This is a genomic window from Vibrio sp. SCSIO 43140, assembly GCF_023716585.1.
GTDB classification, from domain to species: domain Bacteria; phylum Pseudomonadota; class Gammaproteobacteria; order Enterobacterales; family Vibrionaceae; genus Vibrio; species Vibrio maritimus_B.
This window is the reverse complement of the sequence record NZ_CP071851.1, coordinates 610973-631529: the sequence shown is the minus strand read 5'-3', so window position 1 is coordinate 631529 and position 20557 is coordinate 610973. Positions and strand designations below refer to the sequence as shown.

Here is a 20557-nt window from a genome sequence, read left to right as displayed (position 1 = left end):
TCATAATTTGATGTAGTTGATAATGCAATTGATAATTGATCTTATTTTCGTTGTGATACATAATCTCATTTACCAACTGCACGAGACCTATTTTACGGTTACCCATGCAGCCAATGCTTTACGGACAAATCATCCGCCTTGTTAGGATCCACACAATGAAACAAACAATAAAAAAACTACTTTCGATTAGCATCGTTGCTTCTCTGCCTTTTAGTACCGCGATAGCAGAAGGTACAGAGAAGATAGTCAGCGCAGGTGCGTCTGTGACTGAGCTTATCTATGCTCTAGGCGCTCAGTCCCAGCTAGTCGGTGTGGATGTCACTAGTGTTACACCCAAAGGGTCCCCTCTGCCTAAAGTCGGCTATCATCGAGCTTTGTCAGCAGAAGGGTTAATTGCTCTAGAACCAACGATCGTTATTGGCTCTGATGAGATGGGGCCGAAACCGGCTTTGGATCAATTAGAACGAGTTGGAGTAGACATTGAAATTGTGGATACCGCACCAACCATAGAAGGTCTCAATACACGCATCGACCAAATTGCAAAGCTCACTGACACAGAGGTAAATGCACCAGCACTCAAATCTAACATCGCAAAACAGGTGAATGCGCTAACCTCTAATCAACCCCAAGAAAATGAAGCGAAGAAAGTCTTATTCCTACTGATTCATGAAGGCCGCCCAGCAAACGTAGCAGGTAATGCAACCACACCAGATGCCATCATCGAGCTAGCGGGTGGTATCAACCCTGCAGCGGCGTCTATCGACTCTTATAAGCCAATCTCAAACGAAGCCATCATCGAAATGCAACCTGATGTCGTTCTTGTTAGCGGGAGAAGTTATGCCAAACTCGGAGGCAGCGATGCGGTACTCAAAGCCCTGCCAATGCTCTCAGCGACTCCTGCAGGACAAAACAATGCCATAGTGACAATAGATGGTCACGCGCTTGTCGGCGGGCTAGGTCTTAAAAGCTTAGAAGAGGCAAAGCGTATCAACGCCTTGCTCTACCCTTAATTGTCAATCTTTCCAGTTGGTTGCTGCAATTGGGCAACCAACCTTCACCACCTCAGTTTGACTGGGTTTAGATGTAAAGAACTCTATGCTTCGAAATGTATCCAACACATTAGTCTTCTCCGCATTCGCGTTATTGTTAATGCTGTCCGCCATTTACTCTATTACCGTTGGTCCTATGAACATCACGTTTTGGGATAGTGTGACGTCGCTGACGACTCGTAGTAATGATCTTGCACCGCATATCAACTTGGTAATTCAGGATATTCGTTTACCTCGCACCGTACTTTGTATGCTCATTGGCGCCATTTTGGCAATTTGTGGCACAGTAATGCAGGGACTATTTCGTAACCCATTGGCGGAGCCTGGGATCATCGGTGTATCAGCAGGCGCTTCTTTGGGCGGCGCTCTCGCCATCGTTGGTTTTTCGGTTCTAGGAATAGAGTTTCCGCAGTTTATGGCACTTGCAGTAGTACCGATTTTTGCATTTTTCGGCGGCGCACTAACCACAGTGTTGGTTTACAAACTGGGCACCAGTAAGTTTGGAACCTCTGTCACCATTATGCTGCTCGCTGGCGTCGCCATCAGTGCATTATCTGGAGCCGCCATTGGTTACCTCAACTTCATTGCTGACGACCAGATGTTGCGCGACTTATCTCTATGGTCAATGGGGTCACTTGCAGGTGCAAGTTGGGGAAAAATTGGGTTATCCGGTGTCACATTGATACTGCTGTTTTGGTACTTCTACAAAAAAGCGATGTCACTAAACGCCCTTCTGCTTGGTGAGTCTGAAGCAAAGCACCTGGGCATTCCAGTGCAGAAGCTTAAACGCCAGTTAATACTTCTCACCGCCGTGGGTGTTGGGGTAACCGTCAGTGTCTCTGGATTGATTGGGTTTATTGGTCTAGTGATACCCCACTTAGGGAGAATGCTGGCTGGTCCTGACCACAGAACACTGCTACCACTGTCTGCACTTTTAGGTGCTCTACTCATGACTGCGGCTGATATGTTTGCTCGCGTGGCAGTTGCACCTGCAGAGCTCCCTGTAGGGATTGTCACCGCCATTATTGGCGCACCTTTCTTCTTGTATTTGTTGTTTCAGCAAAAAGGAAAAATCTTATGAGTCGAGTCAATGCTATTAGTGCCCTCGCACACGCAGGAGCGCACCAAAACCACGACAACCAAACGGCTATATCAGCGGAAAACATCTCTATGACGTTTGGTGAACGTGTGATTCTCGATAACATTGATATCGAACTTTACTCTGGTCAAGTTACCACGCTTTTAGGTCCAAATGGCGCAGGCAAAAGTACACTACTAAAGCTGTTATGTGGTGAGACATCATCCAACTTAAATATCGAGTATTTTGGTAAGCATAAGAACCAATGGTGTGCCCAGGATCTCTCTAAGCATATGGGGTTGCTCCCCCAGCACAGCACACTGTCATTTCCTTTTCTCGCTTCTGAAGTGGTAGAACTCGGTGCCATCCCGCTGAGTTTGTCCAATCAAGCCACGAAGGAGCTTGCATTAAACTACATGCATTCCGCTGACGTTGCTCATTTGGCAAAGCGACTGTATCCGTCCCTCTCTGGTGGAGAAAAGCAAAGAGTACACTTGGCACGTGTTCTAACGCAGCTTCATTTATCTGGGGATAAAAAGATACTCATGCTGGATGAACCAACATCAGCACTGGATCTCGCGCACCAGCACAACACCCTAGCTATCGCACGGGAACTTGCAGATAAAGAAAATGCCGCAGTGGTTGTGGTTCTTCACGACCTGAACCTAGCAGCTCAGTACTCAGACAGGTTACTTATACTTGATAAAGGCAAAATCGTCTCGGATGGTCAACCGTGGGATGCTTTAAGCAGTGAACTAATACAAGAGGTTTATGGGTACAGCGCGCTTGTCACACCACACCCGACTCTCGACTTCCCGACCGTTTTGCCTCAATAGTCACGGTTAAAATAGTAAGTAGATAACAAAAAAGCCGCTCTACTGAGCGGCTTTTCGTTATTAAATACAACTCTTTACTTAGAGAGTTGAATCAGCGAGCGACCAATCAGCCATTCTAGCTCTTTGTCACTACCTTCCCCATACTGGGTCTCAACCAGCTTGTATAAGCGGTCGATACCTTTGGAGGCAAATTCATGTGAATTTTCTGAAGTCACAATATGGTGGAAAAGTAGCTTCAAGATTGCTAAAAATTCATCGTTCTTAAGAGATTCGATCCAACTACCGGTAAAGCCATCAATACCCTTTTCAAACTCCAAATGCTCAACGAACATTTTGAAGATGCGTCCATCAAGCGCGGCCGTAAAGTCCGTCTTTTTTGGGAAGTGGTGACTGATCCCTGTTCTTGATATACCTGTCTGCTGGCTTAAAGTGGTGTACGACATTTTGTCATACCCTAGTCGGATAATCTGATCGACGACCGCTTCCATGATTTTCTGGATCGTAATCTCAGTATCTTCTTTACTACGCTTTGGCATTTCTTAAGCTTCTCTAAATCGTTATCTGCGTACGCTGTATGCTATACCATAATTAAAGCAGCGCTCGTTATAATTTTCTATCCATTATTGTATCGATTTGCAAAAACTCAGTTTACGGCATACCGAATGCAAACCATACACGAGACAAATACTTGGCATAGATACCATTCAAAAATATAAAAATCATCTTATTGATTAGTAACTTATAAAGTTTACCATTTCACCAAAGGTCATGTACTAATCTGTACTATATCATTAGTACATGAGTCTCATATTTGAGAACCCCATCACATAGCGCAGATACCACTTGCATATTACAAACTCATTATTAAACAACAAGATATTCATAACCTCCATGAATATATCGTTTTAATTATGCTAATTACCCATAGCTAGACCTATGCAACTGCAATACATTCGCGAAATTTATTGCTGGATACCTCACAAACACAGTTATAGAATAACCACAGATTTAATAAGAGGTATCGTTATGTCAAACACTTATGAAGAACCAACCGTATGTGACGCTTGTGGCGTTGCTGGTGAAATGGGTTTTATCATCAAGGAAGGCGATGACGTCGCAGAAGTTCAACTTTTCGGCGAATCCCAAGCTCAACTGGAAGCAGAAATTCAAAAATACATCGAACTGGCGAAGACTGTGTCAGCAAACGTTGAGTTTGAAGTTTCAGAGCTAGTAGAAGAAAGCAAAGAGCTGGTTGCTCGATTCAAGTTTGAAGTGAGTGCAGAGAAGCTGATCTTTGAACTAAAAACGCGCTCTCTCGCGCGCTAATCGTTCAGTTCACTAAAGTTTTTATAAAGCGAGCATCATTGCTCGCTTTTTAGTGCCTTCCACTTCAACTGACCATTCATTTCAAAGTCTTGCTCCTCGACACATTGAAGTACAACACCCTCTACGTTAATCACTGACCCCAAAGAGTAAGCTTTGTCATTGTAATAGCAAACCCTTTTTCCCAGCTTCGAGTCTGAAAGTAACACAGCCGCACCAACATCAGCCCCAGGTGTCGTAATGACTTTCGCGAAAGCAGTACCACTTACCAACAATCCACTCAAGGCTACTATCACAACCTGTGCGGATTTCCATTGTGAATTTATTCTATCCATTGCAAACTACCTAACGTATCTACTGAAACGAATTTCTATCATCATGCTTCGATCTTTTGCCACTCTGTTGACCACACTTTTGCTTTCGACAAGCCTGTTTGCGATTGAACTCGACTACTACAAAACGCTCAATCATCTTGATAACTATGGCAATCTCGATTTAAGAAATAAGCCATACACATCATTGCCTGATGGTATGGTGGTCAAAGGCAACCTCAATATCGCCAAAACACCAATAAAAATTTTGCCAAACAACTTGGAAATCAAAGGTAGCCTAGATGCCTCAGATAGTTTAGTGGAATTCATGCCAAGAGGAACTAAAATCACAGGTTACGCCAACTTTTTGGGAAGCAAACTCAAAGCTTGGCCACAAGGAGTCATTCCTGGAGGCTATATTAACCTTGGCGACACACCCATTGAAAAATTACCCAATGGCATGGTTGTGAAAGGCGATTTGAGCATCATTCGAACTCCGATAACAGAGCTTCCTGAAGGAATCGTAGTTGAGGGAAACCTCTACTTAGGTGGTTCTAACATCACTCGCTTCCCCAAAACCATGACAGTGAAAGGAAACATATTTCTCGGGGGCAACGTTATCACAGAGTGGCCTGAGAATCTCGACCTGGGTGGTGCAGTTGCTCGCTAATCTGTAATCAAAAGTAGTGCGATATTGCTAAATATCGCGTTCGGATATGCTCTATCAGCAATCGAACTTTATTCGGTGGCTGGCGAGTAAAGGGATACACGGCATAGATACCGAGTCGTTTACCCACTTGATCAGGAAAAATATCGACGAGCTGACCATTTCTAAAGTCATGATAAACCAGACACCTCGGGACATAAGCGATACCGTGACCACCCAATGCCGCCTTCCTCAATGCCGTTGCATTATCCGTTGAGAAAGACCCTGAGACTTTGACGATATAGTTCCCCTTCGCGCCTTTAAACTCCCACTCCGACGCTCCGGTTGTTTGATAGGCGTATTGAAGGCAATTGTGTTTGGTAAGGTCTTCAGGTTTTAGAGGTTTACTGTTTTTGGCGATATAAGATGGTGAAGCGCACACTACCCACTGGGAATCTAATATGTGTCGTGCGATTAAACTAGAGTCCTCCAAATAGCCAGTTCGAATAACCAGATCATAACCACCATCAAACAGGTCCACAAAGCGGTTATCAAGTGACATATCGACAGATAAACCTGGATGCATGTTACAAAACTCCGCAACCGCATCGGCAAGTATCAAATCTCCTGAGATAGTCGGCACAGACATTTTGATATGACCGCTGATATTTTCTCCATAACCTGAAACTGATTCCATAGCCTCCTGAGTGGCTTGCTTCACATTTTTTGCCCCGTGGACGAGTGCCTTACCCGCCTCAGTCAAGGTTAATTTACGCGTTGTTCGATATAATAATTGAACCCCAAGCTCTTCTTCCAACCGTGCAATTCTTTTGCTAACTACTGAATTTGTAAGGTTATTTTGCTCTGCCACTCGGCTAAAGGCACCGGTTTCTACTACCTGATAAAACAGGATTAAGTCGTCTGCTCGCATAGTATTATGTCATTTTTGGAAATAATCATTTTCATTATTTCTCTATATCAATAAAAAATAAAGGGATAAATTCACCCCACCTTAACAACCCTATTACAAAAACTATAAAGACTACTTTGCCCGTTCACATGGTTGGAGTGAATGAGCTGAGACAAAAGGAAGTAACTCATGTCTGAAACCTTACTTGCCCTCGTGGCCTTCTCACCCATTGTGGTCGCTGCCATTCTGTTAGTCGGATTGAACTGGCCTGCTAAAAAAGCCATGCCCGTAGCATTTGGCCTCACCGTCGTTATTGCACTGTTTACGTGGGATATGTCTGTCACACGTGTTATTGCCTCTATTTTCCAGGGCTTTGGAATTACCGTTGCCGTGCTATGGATTGTGTTCGGTGCGATTTTCCTTCTCAACACGCTCAAACATACTGGTGCAATCACAACGATCCGCAATGGATTTACTGATATCTCGCCTGACCGCCGCGTTCAAGCCATCATCATTGCATGGTGCTTCGGCTCATTCATTGAGGGTGCCTCGGGGTTCGGTACGCCAGCGGCGATCGCAGCCCCTTTGCTTGTCGCCATTGGTTTCCCAGCTCTTGCTGCCGTTCTAATGGGTATGATGATTCAATCAACACCTGTATCGTTTGGTGCAGTAGGTACTCCAATTATTGTTGGTGTAAACAAAGGCCTAGATACACACAACATCAGTGAGTCGCTGGTTTCCCAAGGTGCATCATGGGACATTTACCTTCAGCAAATCACTTCGAACGTTGCCATTATTCATGCCTGTGTTGGCACCCTGATGCCAGTTCTGATGGCAATGATGCTCACTCGCTTCTTTGGTAAAAACCGCAGTTGGACAGAAGGCCTCGATATTCTTCCATTCGCACTCTTCGCTGGCGTAGCTTTCACCGTCCCGTACGCATTAACAGGTGTTCTTCTTGGCCCAGAGTTCCCTTCATTGATTGGTGGTCTGGTAGGTCTTGCGATCGTCGTAAGTGCAGCTAAGCGTGGCTTTCTAGTGCCTAAGTCTAAGTGGGATTTTGAAAGCGAAGACAAGTGGCCAGCAGAGTGGCTTGGCTCACTTAAAATGGACCTTAAAGAGCACTCTGGTAAACCGATGTCAATGGCGATTGCTTGGCTACCGTACGTTCTACTGGCTGTCATTCTGGTAGCAAGTCGCGTGAGCAGCGAGTTCAAGGGCTTCCTGACCAGTGTAAGCCTGTCATTTAGTAATATTCTTGGTGAAACGGGTATTAGCACTGCCATTCAACCCCTGTATCTACCGGGTGGAATCTTAGTCTTTGTTGCCCTACTTGCTGTCATCATCCAATCACGATCTGCCAAACCATTAATGGCGGCATTTGGCGAATCAAGCAAAACCTTGATTGGTGCTGGCTTTGTACTTGTGTTCACTATCCCTATGGTTCGCATCTTCATTAACTCTGGCGTCAACGGCGCTGACCTTGCGAGCATGCCAGTTACTACGGCCAACTTTGCTTCAGCTCTCGTTGGAGAGGCCTTCCCGGCTTTGAGTGCCACTATCGGTGCGCTCGGTGCATTTATCGCTGGTTCGAACACGGTATCGAACATGATGTTTAGTCAGTTCCAGTTTGAGGTTGCTCAAACGCTCACTATCTCAACAACCGCAGTCATCGCCCTGCAAGCGGTCGGCGCTGCTGCTGGTAATATGATTGCCATCCACAATGTGGTCGCGGCCTCTGCCACCGTTGGTCTACTTGGCCGTGAAGGTCTGACATTGAGAAAAACCATTATCCCTACGTTCTACTATCTAGTTGTCACTGGCCTTATCGGACTTGCACTGGTGTACGGTTTCCATTTTACCGACGCACTCATGAACTGATTTAGGTTTAAGTCAAAGGCGCACTTGCCGACTGTCGGCAAAGTTGTGAATCACTTCAAGAAGGTAAGTGCGCTTATTTTTCATAACCTTACAACTAGTCTATATAAAAATATGAACCCATATAAATGGGTCTAGTGCTGGAGCAATACAATGCGAATCTATCCCTCAAAACCGAGCAAGGTCTACTTCTATGCGACTTGCCTAGTAGACGTATTTGACCCCGAAGCAGGCTTAGACGCCATGACCCTTTTAGAGCAACAAGGCATTGACGTTGTGTTTGTCGAAAAACAAACTTGTTGTGGACAACCTGCCTACACGTCAGGTTATGAATCAGAAGCAAAACAGGTCGCAAAAAGCCAGATGGATCTGTTCCCTGAACAGTATCCGATTATCGTTTTGTCAGGCTCGTGTGGCGGCATGATGCATCATCATTACCGTCGCCTGTTTAAGGGAGACAGCAATCAAGCTCAAGTCGATAAATTCTGTGACCGTGTATTTGAGTTAACCGAGTTTCTTGTTAACGTCTGTCGCGTCAAACTCGATGACAAAGGTCAACCTACAAGCGTTGTTATGCATACTTCATGCGCTGCAAGACGTGAGATGAATGTCCACGTCACTGCCACTGAACTGCTTGGTCAACTCTCCAATGTTGAGCTTCGTATGCAAGACTACGAAAGCGAGTGTTGTGGCTTTGGTGGTAGTTTCTCTGTACGCCACCCTAATATCTCCGAAGCTTTGGTGAAAGACAAAACTCACCATATTGAAGCGACCCAATCCAATACACTGGTGAGTGCAGACTGGGGATGTCTTCTGAACATCAATGGTGCGTTTGAATATCAAGGAAAGCCAATCAAAGGGCGTCACCTTGCCTCATTTCTTCTTGAACGAACAAAGGAGAGCACACAATGAGTCAAACTCCTGAACAATTCCACCAGCTCGCCAAAAACGCCCTAGGTGACAAACAGCTAAGAGCAAACTTTCGTGGTGCCATGGATTATCTGCGTGATAAGCGTAAGACAGCGTTTAGTGACGCTAACGAAGAAAAGCAGATAAGAGATCTTGCCGAATCGATTCGCCAGCGCTGCCTGAGTAAGCTGCCAGAACTTCTCGAGCAATTAGAGTTCAACTGCTACAAAAATGGTATCCAAGTTCATTGGGCTGAAAACCCAGAACAAGCGAACGCCATGATTGCCGCTATTGCGCATGAGCACGATGCCAAGCAAATCATCAAAGGCAAATCCATGGTGAGCGAAGAGATCGAGATGAACCACGAGATGGCGAAACTCGGTATTGAATGCTTAGAGAGTGATATGGGCGAATACATCGTTCAACTCGATGGCGACAAACCTTCTCATATCATCATGCCAGCGATTCATAAGAACAAGCAGGAAGTGAGCGACACCTTTGAGCAGCACCTCGATGGTTTCACACCAACGACAGATGTCGACAGCCTGATTCAAACCGGTCGCACGCGCCTAAGACAAAAGTTCTTTGAAGCCGATATTGGTCTATCAGGCGTCAACTTTGCTGTCGCAGAAACTGGAACCCTGTGCTTGGTAGAAAACGAAGGCAATGGGCGGATGTCGACGACAGTGCCCAATGTGCATATTGCGATAACGGGCATTGAAAAGGTTGTCGAATTTCTCTCGGATGTTCCACCGCTATACAGCGCCCTAACCCGTTCAGCGACCGGACAAGCGATTACCACCTACTTCAACATGATCAGCTCACCGCGCAAATTGGGAGAAAAAGACGGCCCACAAGAAGTACACCTTATCCTTTTGGATAACGGTCGAAGTCAAGCCTATCGAGATGAAGAGCTGCGTAAAACGCTGCAGTGCATTCGTTGCGGTGCATGTATGAACCACTGCCCGGTTTATACCAAAATTGGTGGGCACGCCTACGGCACTGTCTACCCCGGCCCGATCGGTAAAATTATCTCACCTCACCTCCTTGGTATCGACAAAACCAAGGATCTGGTGACGGCTTCAAGTTTGTGCGGCGCCTGCGGTGAGGTTTGCCCTGTTCGTATTCCGATCCCAGACATGCTATTGCGCCTTCGAAAAGAAGCGAAGAACAAAGCGAATAAAGATGTACCAGCGCTAGAGGGACAAAACGCAGCTAACAGTAAGCTTGAGACTGCGGCGATGAAGGGTTATGCCTTAGCGGCTAGCTCTCCAAGTCTGTATCACGCCGGAACATTCATGGCGACCAAAATGCAAAACCTAATCCCTAACAAGCTCGGTGCGTGGACTCAGTGCAGAACGAGCCCCAAGCCTGCGGATAAAACCTTGCATCAAATTATGAAACAGAAACACAAAGCTAACGCTTCTAAGAAGTAATGAGGAAACCGACATGAATACCCGACTTGCAAAAGACAATATTCTAGGCCGCCTCAAACAGGCTAAACGCACACCCAAGACCGCTGAGGAGATGGCTTTTTTCCCATGGGGCAGTCATCCATCGATTACTCAAGAAGACAAAGCAGAGCGTTTTGTAGAGATGATGTCGGCTAACCATGCCGATGTTCGCAAGACGACTCGCTCCGAGCTCACATCAATGCTGACAAGCATCATCAAACACTATCAGTTTGAACGTATCGCTATCGGTACCGCTGGTGAATATATCAACGATATAGAAGTGGCCTCGAGCTCGAAACAAGTCACCGCATTTAATGAAAACATCGAGCAGTGGAAATCCGAGCTATTCAATCAGATTGATGTGGGTATTACTCACACCCTTGGCGGCATTGCCGACACGGGGGCATTAATCTTATGGCCAAACGAACATGAGCCGAGAACCTTGTCCCTTGTACCGCCGAGCCATATTGCTATTGTCAAGAAATCAGCGCTTTACGGCCACTTCCTGCAAGTCATGCAAGATAACAACTGGAATCACTACATGCCGACTAACGCCCTATTGATTTCGGGACCTTCTAAAACTGCGGATATCCAACAAACCCTAGCATACGGTGCCCACGGACCTAGCCAACTGATCGTAGTGCTATTGGAAGACGAATAAAAAAATTAAAAAGGACACTGGAATGAGCAACGAGAACAAGCCCAAGCGTAATCTCAACTACGACGCATTGAGACAGCAGCTCGCAACACGAATTAATGAACAACGAATCATCACCGGGGAAGCTGAGCGTTTAGCCTATGGGACCGACGCCAGCTTCTATCGCTTGATCCCTCAAATTGTACTTAGATTAAAGGATCTCGATGAGGTTGTGTTTGCCATTCAATGTTGTCGCGAACACCTCATTCCATTTACCTTCCGCGCCGCAGGTACCAGCCTCTCGGGCCAAGCGGTGTCGGACTCTGTGCTGATTGCTTTAACCGATGACTGGCGCGGGCACTCCATCCTAGATGAGGGGGAGAAGATCCGACTTCAGCCTGGCGTCATCGGCGCAGATGCGAACAAATACTTACTTCCCTATCAACGAAAAATCGGCCCAGATCCAGCATCAATCAATACCTGTAAAATAGGGGGCATCGCGGCTAACAATGCGAGTGGGATGTGTTGCGGAACGGCGCAAAACTCTTATAAAACCGTTGAGTGCATGAAGCTGGTATTCTCTGATGGAACGATTTTAGATACTGGAGACAAAGCCAGTGTGGAGCGTTTAAAGTCTGAGCGACCTGAGTTCATTGAAGGTCTCACTCAACTTGCACAAGAAACCAAAGCGAACCAAGACCTAGCCGACAAAATTGCCCATAAATATCGTCTAAAGAACACCACGGGCTATGCACTTAATGCACTTGTTGATTACAGCGATCCCATTGAGGTACTTGAGCACCTCATGATTGGCTCTGAAGGAACGTTGGGCTTTATCGCTGAAATCACCTATAACACGGTTGTTGAGCACAAATACAAAGCCTCTACACTTTTGGTGTTCTCTGATATCGAAGAAGCCAGTAAAGCCGTCGCTACGATTGCGAAAACCCCTGTGGCTGCGGTCGAAATGATGGACGGACGCGCACTTCGCTCCGTTGCCGACAAGCCGGGTATGCCAAGCTTTATCAAAACGCTTGATCTTGAAGCCACAGCGCTGCTGGTTGAGGTGCACGCATCGTGCAAACACACGCTCGATGATCATACCAATGCGGTGATGACAGCGCTAAATGACTACACCATCATAGAATCCGTCCCGTTTACTCTCGACCCAGCGACAGTCGCAACCTTATGGGGCATTCGTAAAGGTATGTTCCCGGCAGTGGGAGCTGTTCGTGAGGTCGGTACTACGGTTATCATTGAAGACGTTGCTTTCCCCGTAGAGAATTTGGCGTCAGGGGTACGAGATCTGCAAGAGCTATTCGACAAATACCACTACGACGAAGCGATCATCTTTGGTCACGCGCTCGAGGGTAACCTTCACTTTGTGTTTACTCAGGGGTTCGAGAGCCAACAAGAGATCGAACGCTATGGCGGTTTTATGGATGATGTCGCTGACCTCGTCGCGGTTAAGTATCAAGGCTCGCTGAAAGCCGAACATGGTACTGGACGTAATATGGCACCCTATGTAGAGCTCGAATGGGGTCAAGAAGGCTACGCGCTTATGCAGCAAATCAAGGCGCTATTCGACCCAGAGGGTCTGCTCAATCCGGGTGTTATCATTAACGATAACCCAAACTCTCATATCGAAAACCTTAAACCGATGCCTGCAGCAGACGACATCGTCAATCGCTGCATCGAATGTGGCTTCTGCGAACCTGTCTGCCCTTCTAGAACGCTGACGCTGACCCCAAGGCAGCGTATCGTGCTATTCCGAGAGTTACAACGACGCAAGGCTGCGGGCGAAGATGTAGAAGCAGGTGAGCTTGAACAGGTATTTGAGTACCAAGGAATTGATACCTGTGCAGCCACGGGTCTCTGCGCCGACCGCTGTCCAGTTGGTATTAATACAGGCGAACTAGTGAAAAAACTCCGTGGGCCAAAATACAAGAAGTTTAGACCGATAGCGAAATGGACCGCTGATCACTTTAGCGCCACTACCACCATCGCTCGATTTGGTCTCAAAAGCGGTACAGTTGCATCCAATATTCTGGGAAGAGATCGCGTTGCTAAACTCGCAGACGGGATGAGAAAAGTCACGAAGCAAGCCACACCGGCGTGGTTACCAGAAACTCCAGGCGGCGCCAAGTTCGATGTACCAGAGGTTCAAAATGGCGCTAACACCAGCGATAAAAAGGTCGTATACCTCCCTTCTTGCGCCAGCCGAAATATGAACACTCAGCCGAATGCATTTGACCAACGCTCTCTCGGTGAGGTGACTATGTCACTCATAGAAAAAGCAGGATATTCGCTCATCGCACCCAAGTCACTCAGCGATCAATGTTGTGGTATGCCTTATGACAGCAAAGGCATGACGGATATCGCGACTCAGAAAAGCGAGCAATTAGAACAAGCACTTTGGGAAGCGTCTGAGCAGGGCAAATACCCTGTCCTTATGGACACCAGTCCATGTGCCAAACGCAGTATCGAGCAGTTCACCAAGCCGATGACCATCGTTGAGCCAGTGAAGTTTGTGTCCAATTACTTAATTGACGAACTCGAGCTAACACCTGTTGAAGAAACGGTAATGCTGCATGTTACCTGCAGTTCGAGACGAATGGGGCTCGAATCGACAATGCTCCAATTAGCGAAAGCATGTGCGACCAAGGTTGTATTACCTGAACACATTCAGTGTTGTGGCTGGGCGGGCGACAAGGGCTTCACTACCCCCGAACTTAACGAAGCAGCTGTCGCCCCCCTCAAGGATCAGGTTCCAGCCGATTGCACTCGCGGCTTCAGTAACAGTATCACCTGTGAAATAGGTTTATCTCATCACAGTGGCGTGCCATATCAATCGATACTCTATCTCGTTGATCAGGTGTCGTCGCCAATCAAAAGGTAAAGTTTGGCTATAGGTACAATGTCCTCCACATAAACACAAAATGGCAAGCCAACTGGCTTGCCATTTTTAATCAAAAGCTGGTTATTTTAGCTTTTCGATAATCGCGTTCACTGCGCTCACCATTTCTGCGTCACGAATATCGTCAATAGACGCTTCAGCACTAGATTGACGGACAATCACAACATTCTCCGTTGGGTCAACATAGATCCACTGACCAAAGATACCCAGTGCTGTGTATGCCTGATTCGCATTGTCTGTGTGCCAGAATTGGTTGCGATAGCTCCAGCCTGTCATGCCATGGTGGCTATAGCCGCCTTTCTCGAACGCTTCTGGTGCACCACCTGCTTGTGTTGACTGAATTGCTTTAGCCGGAAGCACTTGTTCCCCATTGAGGTTTTTACCTTGGTCAGCGAGCATTTGTCCAAACTTCGCCAAATCGCGAGCGGTTGCGTTTAGGCCGCCAGAAGCCAGTTCGGTACCTTCTCCATCAACGATAACAAAGGCATCACGCTCAGCACCAATCTTTGACCAAATACGCTCAGACATAATTTGGTCAAATGATTTTCCCTCTACGTTTTCAATGATCCAAGCAACCACATCTGTGTTAGCTGAAATGTAGTGGAACTCTTCGCCGTGCGGTCGATCTCCATCTTTCTCAAGTGTTTTTAGGAACTCACGAATGGTCTTAGGACCAGCATAACCCTCTTCCATCGGTGCAAAACCGATAGTTTTCATGTGCTGGAACACTTCTGCGTTTGGATTCTCGTACGCTTCTGAATACTTCACGTTGTTGGTCATATCCATCACTTGTCCAACCGTGGCATCACCGTAAGCTGAGCCTTTCAACTCAGGAACAATGGTTTCAACCAAGGCATCTCGGTCCAGTTTACCTTCGGCAACCAGCGTCGCTGCTAAGATGCCTGTGAATGACTTTGTCACACTCATCATCTGATGCTTAGTGCGCTCATTCTGACCATCAAAATACTGCTCATGGACCACCTTACCGTCTTTAAGCACGATAAATGCGTCAGCACGATGATCTTTAAGCATGTCTTGTAAGTTCATCTTTTTGCCATCGTAAGTGAACTCTACATCGCCTAATGGTTTGTCGGCTTGCTCTAGTAAAATTGGAGCCATAACACCTGAGTCTATGTTTTTGGTTTTCATAAACTCTTGCATGTTTTTGTAGGTGTAACGGTTTTGGTCAGCGGCCAGAAGGTTAGATTCTGTAATGCCCATGTCTGCGCGAACTTTTCCTTCTGATGGCATTGCGCTTGCCAAGCCCGAAGTCATCAAAGTAGCGAGTGTTAATGAGATTAGCGTCTTTTTCATTGAATTACCTTTAAACATTGGAGCAGGAAGTGGAAGTAGTTTAAAGGGATGACGAAAATAGGAGTAATGAGGGGCTGTAAGTTTTACTTACAGGCACCCCCATATTAGGGGGTACCTTGCGAAAACTAAGCTACTCTAACGAGTTTCTTATTTACAAACTCATCGAGCCCCAAACGGCCTAGCTCACGTCCAAAACCGGAATTTTTGATGCCACCAAATGGTAAACATGCTTCTGACATCGAGAAGGTGTTAATAAAGGATGCGCCACATTCAAGTTGGTCGGCGACCGAATGCGCTCGCTCTGAGCTCTCAGAGATCACAGCTGAGCTGAGTCCATATGAGCTATCATTGGCAAGCTGAACAGCCGCGTCATCATTGCCAACTCGATACACAACTGCAATAGGTCCAAAGAGCTCTTGGTCAAATACATCCATATCAGGTGTCACATCACATAGGATAGTCGGTTTGAGCCATGCACCCTCTAACGCTTCAGCCTCTCCTCCCACAACCAACCTTGCCCCTTGTTTGACAGCATGGTTAATTTGCTCAATCAATGCATCGCGCTCTTGCACGCTCACCAAAGGCGCATAAGTCGTATCCGCATCCATAGGATCGCCCGCTTTTAGACTCGTCATGACAGATGCAAATTTGTCGATGAACTCGTCATACACTTCATCCGCCACAATGAAGCGTTTTGCGCTAATACAAACTTGGCCTGAATTGAACATTTTCGCGATGACCGCAAGTTCAACCGCTTTATCTACATTCGCATCGGATAAAACGATGAACGGGTCATTGCCACCAAGCTCCATCACCACTTTCTTAAGGTGCTTACCCGCCAATGCAGCGACGCTTGCACCTGCTTTCTCACTGCCAGTAAGAGAAACTCCCTGTACGCGCTTGTCTGAGATAACCAGTTCAGATTGACCCGATGAAATAAACAAATGCTGAACCAATCCCTTTGGACACCCAGCATCTTCAAATAACGCGGTGATAGCTTCGGCACATTGCGGAACATTGGATGCATGCTTAAACACGACACTGTTGCCAACCATGATATTTGGCGCGATAAAACGAATGACTTGATAGAACGGGAAGTTCCATGGCATGACACCGTAAATCGTACCTAGGGGTAGATTTTGAATTTCAGCACGACCAGTGGCGACCTCATCAATCGACTCAGGCGCTAGAAATCGTTCACCATGCTCAGCGTAATAGCGACAAATTTCGGCACACAATGGAATCTCGAGAGCCATACCTTGACTATGAAGCTTACCCATTTCGGTAGTCATCAACGCCGCATATTGGTCCGCTCGCGCCTCTAGAAAGTCAGCAACCTTAGATAAAAGCGCCGCTCTCTCACTGTGCGAGGTGCGTCGCCATCCTCTGAAAGCAACATCTGCATTCGCGATTTTTTCGATCACCTGACGATCTTCTAAAGCATCGAAGGTTTTCTCAATGCGATTCGTGTATGGATTCAGAGTTCTAATACTCATTGTGTTTCTCCGTAGGGACTTGGGGGATAAATCTCTTCATGAGACCTTTCGGCAGGCTCTTCGATGTCTGCGTATTATTTATTATTCGGTCAACATACACGGGGAAAACGGCAAGAAACAATCATACAAATAGACAACAATTTGAAAACAAAATGGCTATTCAAATGTTTTATCGAAATTGCAGATGGTTAAAGTTAATCCTCTAATATCATAATGTTAGATGATACCTTTAAATGATAAGTCGATTGCGTTAATCACGTTCTCTGTCTGAAGTCACGTTATTTATAACCAAGTTAACGAACTAAGAAACAATGGAGTAACACTTGATTTACATCAAAGAATGCCAAACGACTATTGCCTAAGGTGGCGGCTGGTAGTTGTAAACACTGTGTAAAAGAATTTTATGTACACACTTCTCGTCAAAACCCATGTCACGCTGGCATTACTCAGCTTCATCAGTTTTATCATCCGAGCTTGGTGGGGCTTTAGTCACTCAGCTTTGGTGGAAAACAAATTCGCACTCGTCATCCACCAGATCCTGACTGTGTTCATGCTTATCAGCGCAGGAACACTTTGCATCATGTTAGATCAGTTCCCATTCGTTAATGGCTGGCTTACAGAGAAGCTAAGCCTGTTTATTGTCTACGCCTTTAGCACGATGCTTTTGTTCCAGCTGACACTTAAACGACGCATTAGAGTGTTACTCATGCTAGTGACATGTGGCATCTGGTTAACCATCTTTACGATCGGTAAAGCACACACTCCACTTTTGTTCGGCTAAATAGGTGTGCTTACACCGCTGTCGACCACTGAGATTCAAGAGAGCCGGATTGAACGCAGTTACGACCCTTTTGCTTGGCGAGATACAGGGCTTCGTCTGCCCTTGCTACTAGCTCGTCCCAACTCTCATCAGCTTGAGATTCAGCGACGCCGAAACTACAACTAATGTCACTCTCTATCCCCTCAATGCCAGCGTACCTGAGTACTCGTTGACGCATTGACTCTGCCACTGACAACGCTCTATCCAGATTTTGATTCTCTAGCACCACGATAAACTCGTCTCCACCATAACGGTAGATACTCTTCGACACACCAGGTGTTCGTTTAATTTGTTGAGCAACACTTCTGATGACTTGGTCACCGCTGACATGACCAAATCGGTCGTTGATCTGCTTGAATCGGTCAATGTCCAACATAATAACGCACTGTTTTTTGGTTAGCTTTTCAGAGGTTCCTTCCAGCGAGTCAGTGTGTCTGTCCAACGCTCTGCGATTACGCAAGTTTGTCAGCGGGTCAAAATAGGATAACGCATAGATCGCTTCTACTTGTCGCGCGTTAATCATCCAAAGCATGCTAAAACTCAGAGCAACAATGAGAAAGATACTGGATAAAAACGCCAGCTTTTGAACAATATCTGCCTCCATAAAACTCACTATCTCTGGACTGTTCAGGGTATGTACGCCTCTAAACAGCATAAAAATACCGTAACATGCTAGCGTCGCCGTCATCATCCACACGGCAACAGGATAGTCTTTGTTCTTGCCATTTAGCACCACGACCGCAGCGCCGAGCGAGACGATACCGATGGAGAAGGCACTCACCAACACCCGATCATTAATCGAGTTGAACTCGTACGTGAAGTAGAGATTAAGTCCAACGACAACTGGAATCACCCATGAAAAATAGTGTGCGTACTTAGTATCGACACCTCGAAAGCGACACATACTGTGAAAGATCATTTGAAATGAAACTGCGATCAGAGAGTTAGCCAATACGATACTGCCCCAATCAGGTAATACCCCTCTCATGCTTATGAGCAAAGGACCGCTTCCCATAACGAGCAGTGAGAGTGCAAACACACGAAGCCCTTTGATAGATTTTTGCGTCTGTGAAAACAGTAATAAGCCAATACAGTAAATGATACTAAACAGTATCATGACAAAATTTAGCGTTCTCATATCAAGAGAAAACGCAGCAAAAGTATCCATACTATTCCTAGTTCAACCTTTGTACTTATGTCAGCATTATATCGCTGACTTTATAATTCACGTAAAATGCTATACAAGAGGACAATAAATAGAAGCCGAGCAACTATTTTTGAGAAGCTAATCACCAAAATCCTGACTTTCTGCCACAAAATTGTATGATGATAGGAAAAAGTCGATACGTTTCTAGTTGAATAAAGTTGCCATACTATTTTGTTTCTCTTGGCTTTATTTCCTTTCGATACCTCACATAATTTCTTATCTAATGAGAAACACTTCAGAAATGGGAAATTTGAAGTTCAAAATATTGACGCCCTTTTGTCTTATACCGGACAGTAGCTTTACTTGCCTTGCAAGGTCTTGACAACAAAATCGGCAACCTGCGATGAAATACGCGCCACAAAGATGGAATGGCACAATTCCAGTTTATGCAGGGGTTAAAACGATGAACTATACACAACAAGACACAGAGGCTTTGTATCGCGTCTGGATGTCACAAAAAGCGAAAATGCATATTACTCAGATGGAAGTCGCCAAACGCCTTAATTTGAGTCAAGTCGAACTTTCAAACCGCCTTAATGGCAACACACCGCTAGACGCCACCTTCGTGGACAGATTTTGCAAGCTGCTGCATATCGACCCTCTTCATCACCTACCTTCGATGAAAAGTGTCTACACAGCAGACTCTGAACGTGTGTTTAACACTCGCCTTACCGTGGATGGCGACATCACCAACATACGTGTAGATGGCAACCAAGTGACCATCGAATACAGGCTGCAATAGCGCAGATAAGTTTATTAAGGCTCTGCGAGAAGCGCTACACACTCCTGGTACTTCGGCTTAGACACACGTTTCTTTTTAGGTTCCGTTTTCGTGACTTTGTCAGCAGGCTTTTTCTTTGTGGGGATATAAGGCTTCCACGATGCTAACTCTTGCCCGCAACCATCTCCTGGTGGCGGAGCATTTTGCGCGATACATTTGCTCTCCCCGTCTGGGCAGTGCAGTCTAACGTGAAAATGATAATAGTGCCCCCACCATGGGCGCACCTTGCGTAGCCAGTCCCGATCTTTCCATGAGACCTCACACAACTGCTTTTTTATAAGTGGATGAACAAAGATACGCGCGACTCGTTCGTCATTCGCTGCCACTTGCAGCAGCAAAGAGTGGTTCGTGGTCCATTTATCTTTCTTAAAGCGGTATTTTTCTATATCGACCACTGGATAGGGTTCAGGATTGGCGGCTTCAACGTCGCTCAGAGGCTGATTAGGTAGTCGCAGCCAAATGTCTGCATCGAGCCCAGTTTGATGGCTAGCATGACCAGAGGTAAACCTTCCGCCTCGCGGCATAGAGATATCACCCACCAGCAAATATCCAATTCCTAACCTATCAACTTTGCTTGCTAACTCAGTAAGATACGCAATCATGTCTCGATGACCGTAATATCGATTACGCTGAGAGCGGATAACTTGGTAACCCGCCCCATTTAATGACAAAGCCTCAGCGCCCGCAAGACAGCCATTGGCGTAACTTCCAATGGAATTAGAGTCACCGTCACTTGGCAACGTTACTTCATCCCATGAGCGCTCCAGTCCGTATCCACTGCTCGCTACTAGTAACAGCGCCAACCAAGCAAACCTAGTCATCTTAAATCCCCTTAAAAAGGACGTTAACTAGGCTTAAGAATAGCTGTGAAGTTTCATATTTGCTTAATCGCTTTTGTAGAATAATTAGAGATGAGCACTTTTAAGACGGTATACATAAAGTGAAATGTTTCACAAATATCAGTATATGTTTACATTTTGTAACTCATTGT

The 20557-nt window shown here is 46.0% G+C and carries 19 protein-coding genes; 12 read left to right on the top strand and 7 right to left on the bottom strand.

Annotation, left to right across the window (positions count from 1 at the left end):
• Nucleotides 1-155 precede the first annotated feature (155 nt).
• From J4N45_RS21435 to J4N45_RS21425, 3 genes are all read left to right on the top strand, one after another.
• The gene (locus J4N45_RS21435; protein WP_252016847.1) at nt 156-1010 is read left to right on the top strand and encodes a heme/hemin ABC transporter substrate-binding protein; all 855 of its coding nucleotides are present in this window, start codon (nt 156-158) and stop codon (nt 1008-1010) included.
• A 139-nt stretch (nt 1011-1149) separates the two neighbouring features.
• On the top strand, nt 1150-2130 hold the full coding sequence (locus J4N45_RS21430; protein WP_234497865.1) for a FecCD family ABC transporter permease: 981 nt from the start codon (nt 1150-1152) through the stop codon (nt 2128-2130).
• Nucleotides 2127-2963, top strand: coding sequence for a heme ABC transporter ATP-binding protein (locus J4N45_RS21425; RefSeq protein ID WP_286036917.1), 837 nt, complete (start codon nt 2127-2129; stop codon nt 2961-2963). The genes J4N45_RS21430 and J4N45_RS21425 overlap by 4 nt, the downstream gene beginning before the upstream one ends.
• A 74-nt stretch (nt 2964-3037) precedes the next feature.
• Here the strand turns inward: J4N45_RS21425 and J4N45_RS21420 are convergent, their stop codons facing one another.
• Nucleotides 3038-3499 carry a TetR/AcrR family transcriptional regulator gene (locus tag J4N45_RS21420; RefSeq protein ID WP_128649400.1) on the bottom strand — a complete coding sequence of 154 codons (462 nt, stop codon included), beginning with the start codon at nt 3497-3499 and terminating at the stop codon, nt 3038-3040.
• Nucleotides 3500-3989: 490 nt separating this feature from the next.
• Here J4N45_RS21420 and J4N45_RS21415 point away from each other — a divergent pair, with 490 nt between their 5' ends.
• Nucleotides 3990-4289, top strand: coding sequence for a YfcZ/YiiS family protein (locus J4N45_RS21415; RefSeq protein WP_128649399.1), 300 nt, complete (start codon nt 3990-3992; stop codon nt 4287-4289).
• A gap of 35 nt (nt 4290-4324) precedes the next feature.
• Here the strand turns inward: J4N45_RS21415 and J4N45_RS21410 are convergent, their stop codons facing one another.
• The gene (locus J4N45_RS21410; protein WP_128649398.1) at nt 4325-4621 is read right to left on the bottom strand and encodes a DUF1496 domain-containing protein; all 297 of its coding nucleotides are present in this window, start codon (nt 4619-4621) and stop codon (nt 4325-4327) included.
• Between the two features lie 43 nt (nt 4622-4664).
• Between J4N45_RS21410 and J4N45_RS21405 the strand changes: the two genes are divergently transcribed.
• The gene (locus J4N45_RS21405) at nt 4665-5267 is read left to right on the top strand and encodes a hypothetical protein (RefSeq protein WP_252016845.1); all 603 of its coding nucleotides are present in this window, start codon (nt 4665-4667) and stop codon (nt 5265-5267) included.
• 7 nt (nt 5268-5274) lie between these two features.
• Here J4N45_RS21405 and J4N45_RS21400 read toward each other — a convergent pair whose 3' ends face one another.
• The gene (locus J4N45_RS21400; protein ID WP_234497004.1) at nt 5275-6174 is read right to left on the bottom strand and encodes a LysR family transcriptional regulator; all 900 of its coding nucleotides are present in this window, start codon (nt 6172-6174) and stop codon (nt 5275-5277) included.
• 168 nt (nt 6175-6342) lie between these two features.
• Between J4N45_RS21400 and J4N45_RS21395 the strand changes: the two genes are divergently transcribed.
• From J4N45_RS21395 to J4N45_RS21375, 5 genes are all read left to right on the top strand, one after another.
• The gene (locus J4N45_RS21395) at nt 6343-8034 is read left to right on the top strand and encodes an L-lactate permease (RefSeq protein ID WP_252016843.1); all 1692 of its coding nucleotides are present in this window, start codon (nt 6343-6345) and stop codon (nt 8032-8034) included.
• Between the two features lie 150 nt (nt 8035-8184).
• Nucleotides 8185-8943: a (Fe-S)-binding protein gene (locus J4N45_RS21390; protein WP_252016841.1), complete on the top strand. Its 759-nt coding sequence runs from the start codon at nt 8185-8187 to the stop codon at nt 8941-8943.
• Nucleotides 8940-10376, top strand: a complete 1437-nt coding sequence (locus J4N45_RS21385) for a LutB/LldF family L-lactate oxidation iron-sulfur protein (RefSeq protein WP_252016839.1) — start codon at nt 8940-8942, stop codon at nt 10374-10376. The genes J4N45_RS21390 and J4N45_RS21385 overlap by 4 nt, the downstream gene beginning before the upstream one ends.
• A 13-nt stretch (nt 10377-10389) precedes the next feature.
• Nucleotides 10390-11055 carry a LutC/YkgG family protein gene (locus J4N45_RS21380; RefSeq protein ID WP_252016837.1) on the top strand — a complete coding sequence of 222 codons (666 nt, stop codon included), beginning with the start codon at nt 10390-10392 and terminating at the stop codon, nt 11053-11055.
• Between the two features lie 22 nt (nt 11056-11077).
• Nucleotides 11078-13930: an FAD-binding and (Fe-S)-binding domain-containing protein gene (locus J4N45_RS21375; RefSeq protein WP_252016835.1), complete on the top strand. Its 2853-nt coding sequence runs from the start codon at nt 11078-11080 to the stop codon at nt 13928-13930.
• A gap of 81 nt (nt 13931-14011) precedes the next feature.
• Here the strand turns inward: J4N45_RS21375 and J4N45_RS21370 are convergent, their stop codons facing one another.
• Nucleotides 14012-15262 (bottom strand): serine hydrolase domain-containing protein, encoded by a 1251-nt coding sequence (locus J4N45_RS21370; RefSeq protein ID WP_252016833.1) that lies wholly within the window; start codon nt 15260-15262, stop codon nt 14012-14014.
• A gap of 125 nt (nt 15263-15387) precedes the next feature.
• Complete coding sequence (locus J4N45_RS21365) at nt 15388-16758, bottom strand: NAD-dependent succinate-semialdehyde dehydrogenase (protein WP_252016831.1); 1371 nt, start codon at nt 16756-16758, stop codon at nt 15388-15390.
• A 403-nt stretch (nt 16759-17161) separates the two neighbouring features.
• Between J4N45_RS21365 and J4N45_RS21360 the strand changes: the two genes are divergently transcribed.
• Nucleotides 17162-17539: a SirB2 family protein gene (locus tag J4N45_RS21360; RefSeq protein ID WP_234497014.1), complete on the top strand. Its 378-nt coding sequence runs from the start codon at nt 17162-17164 to the stop codon at nt 17537-17539.
• A 10-nt stretch (nt 17540-17549) separates the two neighbouring features.
• Here J4N45_RS21360 and J4N45_RS21355 read toward each other — a convergent pair whose 3' ends face one another.
• Nucleotides 17550-18746 carry a GGDEF domain-containing protein gene (locus tag J4N45_RS21355; protein WP_252016829.1) on the bottom strand — a complete coding sequence of 399 codons (1197 nt, stop codon included), beginning with the start codon at nt 18744-18746 and terminating at the stop codon, nt 17550-17552.
• A 442-nt stretch (nt 18747-19188) separates the two neighbouring features.
• On the opposite strand from J4N45_RS21355, the gene J4N45_RS21350 reads away from it, so the two are divergent.
• Entirely contained in the window at nt 19189-19527 is a 339-nt protein-coding gene (locus tag J4N45_RS21350) for a helix-turn-helix domain-containing protein (protein ID WP_042471148.1), read from the top strand.
• A 14-nt stretch (nt 19528-19541) separates the two neighbouring features.
• Here J4N45_RS21350 and mepA read toward each other — a convergent pair whose 3' ends face one another.
• Entirely contained in the window at nt 19542-20387 is an 846-nt protein-coding gene (gene mepA / locus J4N45_RS21345) for a penicillin-insensitive murein endopeptidase (RefSeq protein ID WP_252016827.1), read from the bottom strand.
• Between the last annotated feature and the right edge of the window lie 170 nt (nt 20388-20557).

What these genes read in the sequence shown, in the direction of transcription:
- J4N45_RS21370 (WP_252016833.1), bottom strand. Translation starts at nt 15,262, where the DNA reads ATGAAAAAGACGCTAATCTCATTAACACTCGCTACTTTGATGACTTCG.
- J4N45_RS21390 (WP_252016841.1), top strand. Translation starts at nt 8,185, where the DNA reads ATGCGAATCTATCCCTCAAAACCGAGCAAGGTCTACTTCTATGCGACT.
- J4N45_RS21435 (WP_252016847.1), top strand. Translation starts at nt 156, where the DNA reads ATGAAACAAACAATAAAAAAACTACTTTCGATTAGCATCGTTGCTTCT.
- J4N45_RS21430 (WP_234497865.1), top strand. Translation starts at nt 1,150, where the DNA reads ATGCTGTCCGCCATTTACTCTATTACCGTTGGTCCTATGAACATCACG.
- J4N45_RS21420 (WP_128649400.1), bottom strand. Translation starts at nt 3,499, where the DNA reads ATGCCAAAGCGTAGTAAAGAAGATACTGAGATTACGATCCAGAAAATC.
- J4N45_RS21405 (WP_252016845.1), top strand. Translation starts at nt 4,665, where the DNA reads ATGCTTCGATCTTTTGCCACTCTGTTGACCACACTTTTGCTTTCGACA.
- J4N45_RS21425 (WP_286036917.1), top strand. Translation starts at nt 2,127, where the DNA reads ATGAGTCGAGTCAATGCTATTAGTGCCCTCGCACACGCAGGAGCGCAC.
- J4N45_RS21385 (WP_252016839.1), top strand. Translation starts at nt 8,940, where the DNA reads ATGAGTCAAACTCCTGAACAATTCCACCAGCTCGCCAAAAACGCCCTA.
- J4N45_RS21395 (WP_252016843.1), top strand. Translation starts at nt 6,343, where the DNA reads ATGTCTGAAACCTTACTTGCCCTCGTGGCCTTCTCACCCATTGTGGTC.
- J4N45_RS21360 (WP_234497014.1), top strand. Translation starts at nt 17,162, where the DNA reads ATGTACACACTTCTCGTCAAAACCCATGTCACGCTGGCATTACTCAGC.
- J4N45_RS21380 (WP_252016837.1), top strand. Translation starts at nt 10,390, where the DNA reads ATGAATACCCGACTTGCAAAAGACAATATTCTAGGCCGCCTCAAACAG.
- J4N45_RS21355 (WP_252016829.1), bottom strand. Translation starts at nt 18,746, where the DNA reads ATGGATACTTTTGCTGCGTTTTCTCTTGATATGAGAACGCTAAATTTT.
- J4N45_RS21350 (WP_042471148.1), top strand. Translation starts at nt 19,189, where the DNA reads ATGAACTATACACAACAAGACACAGAGGCTTTGTATCGCGTCTGGATG.
- J4N45_RS21400 (WP_234497004.1), bottom strand. Translation starts at nt 6,174, where the DNA reads ATGCGAGCAGACGACTTAATCCTGTTTTATCAGGTAGTAGAAACCGGT.
- J4N45_RS21365 (WP_252016831.1), bottom strand. Translation starts at nt 16,758, where the DNA reads ATGAGTATTAGAACTCTGAATCCATACACGAATCGCATTGAGAAAACC.
- mepA (WP_252016827.1), bottom strand. Translation starts at nt 20,387, where the DNA reads ATGACTAGGTTTGCTTGGTTGGCGCTGTTACTAGTAGCGAGCAGTGGA.
- J4N45_RS21375 (WP_252016835.1), top strand. Translation starts at nt 11,078, where the DNA reads ATGAGCAACGAGAACAAGCCCAAGCGTAATCTCAACTACGACGCATTG.
- J4N45_RS21410 (WP_128649398.1), bottom strand. Translation starts at nt 4,621, where the DNA reads ATGGATAGAATAAATTCACAATGGAAATCCGCACAGGTTGTGATAGTA.
- J4N45_RS21415 (WP_128649399.1), top strand. Translation starts at nt 3,990, where the DNA reads ATGTCAAACACTTATGAAGAACCAACCGTATGTGACGCTTGTGGCGTT.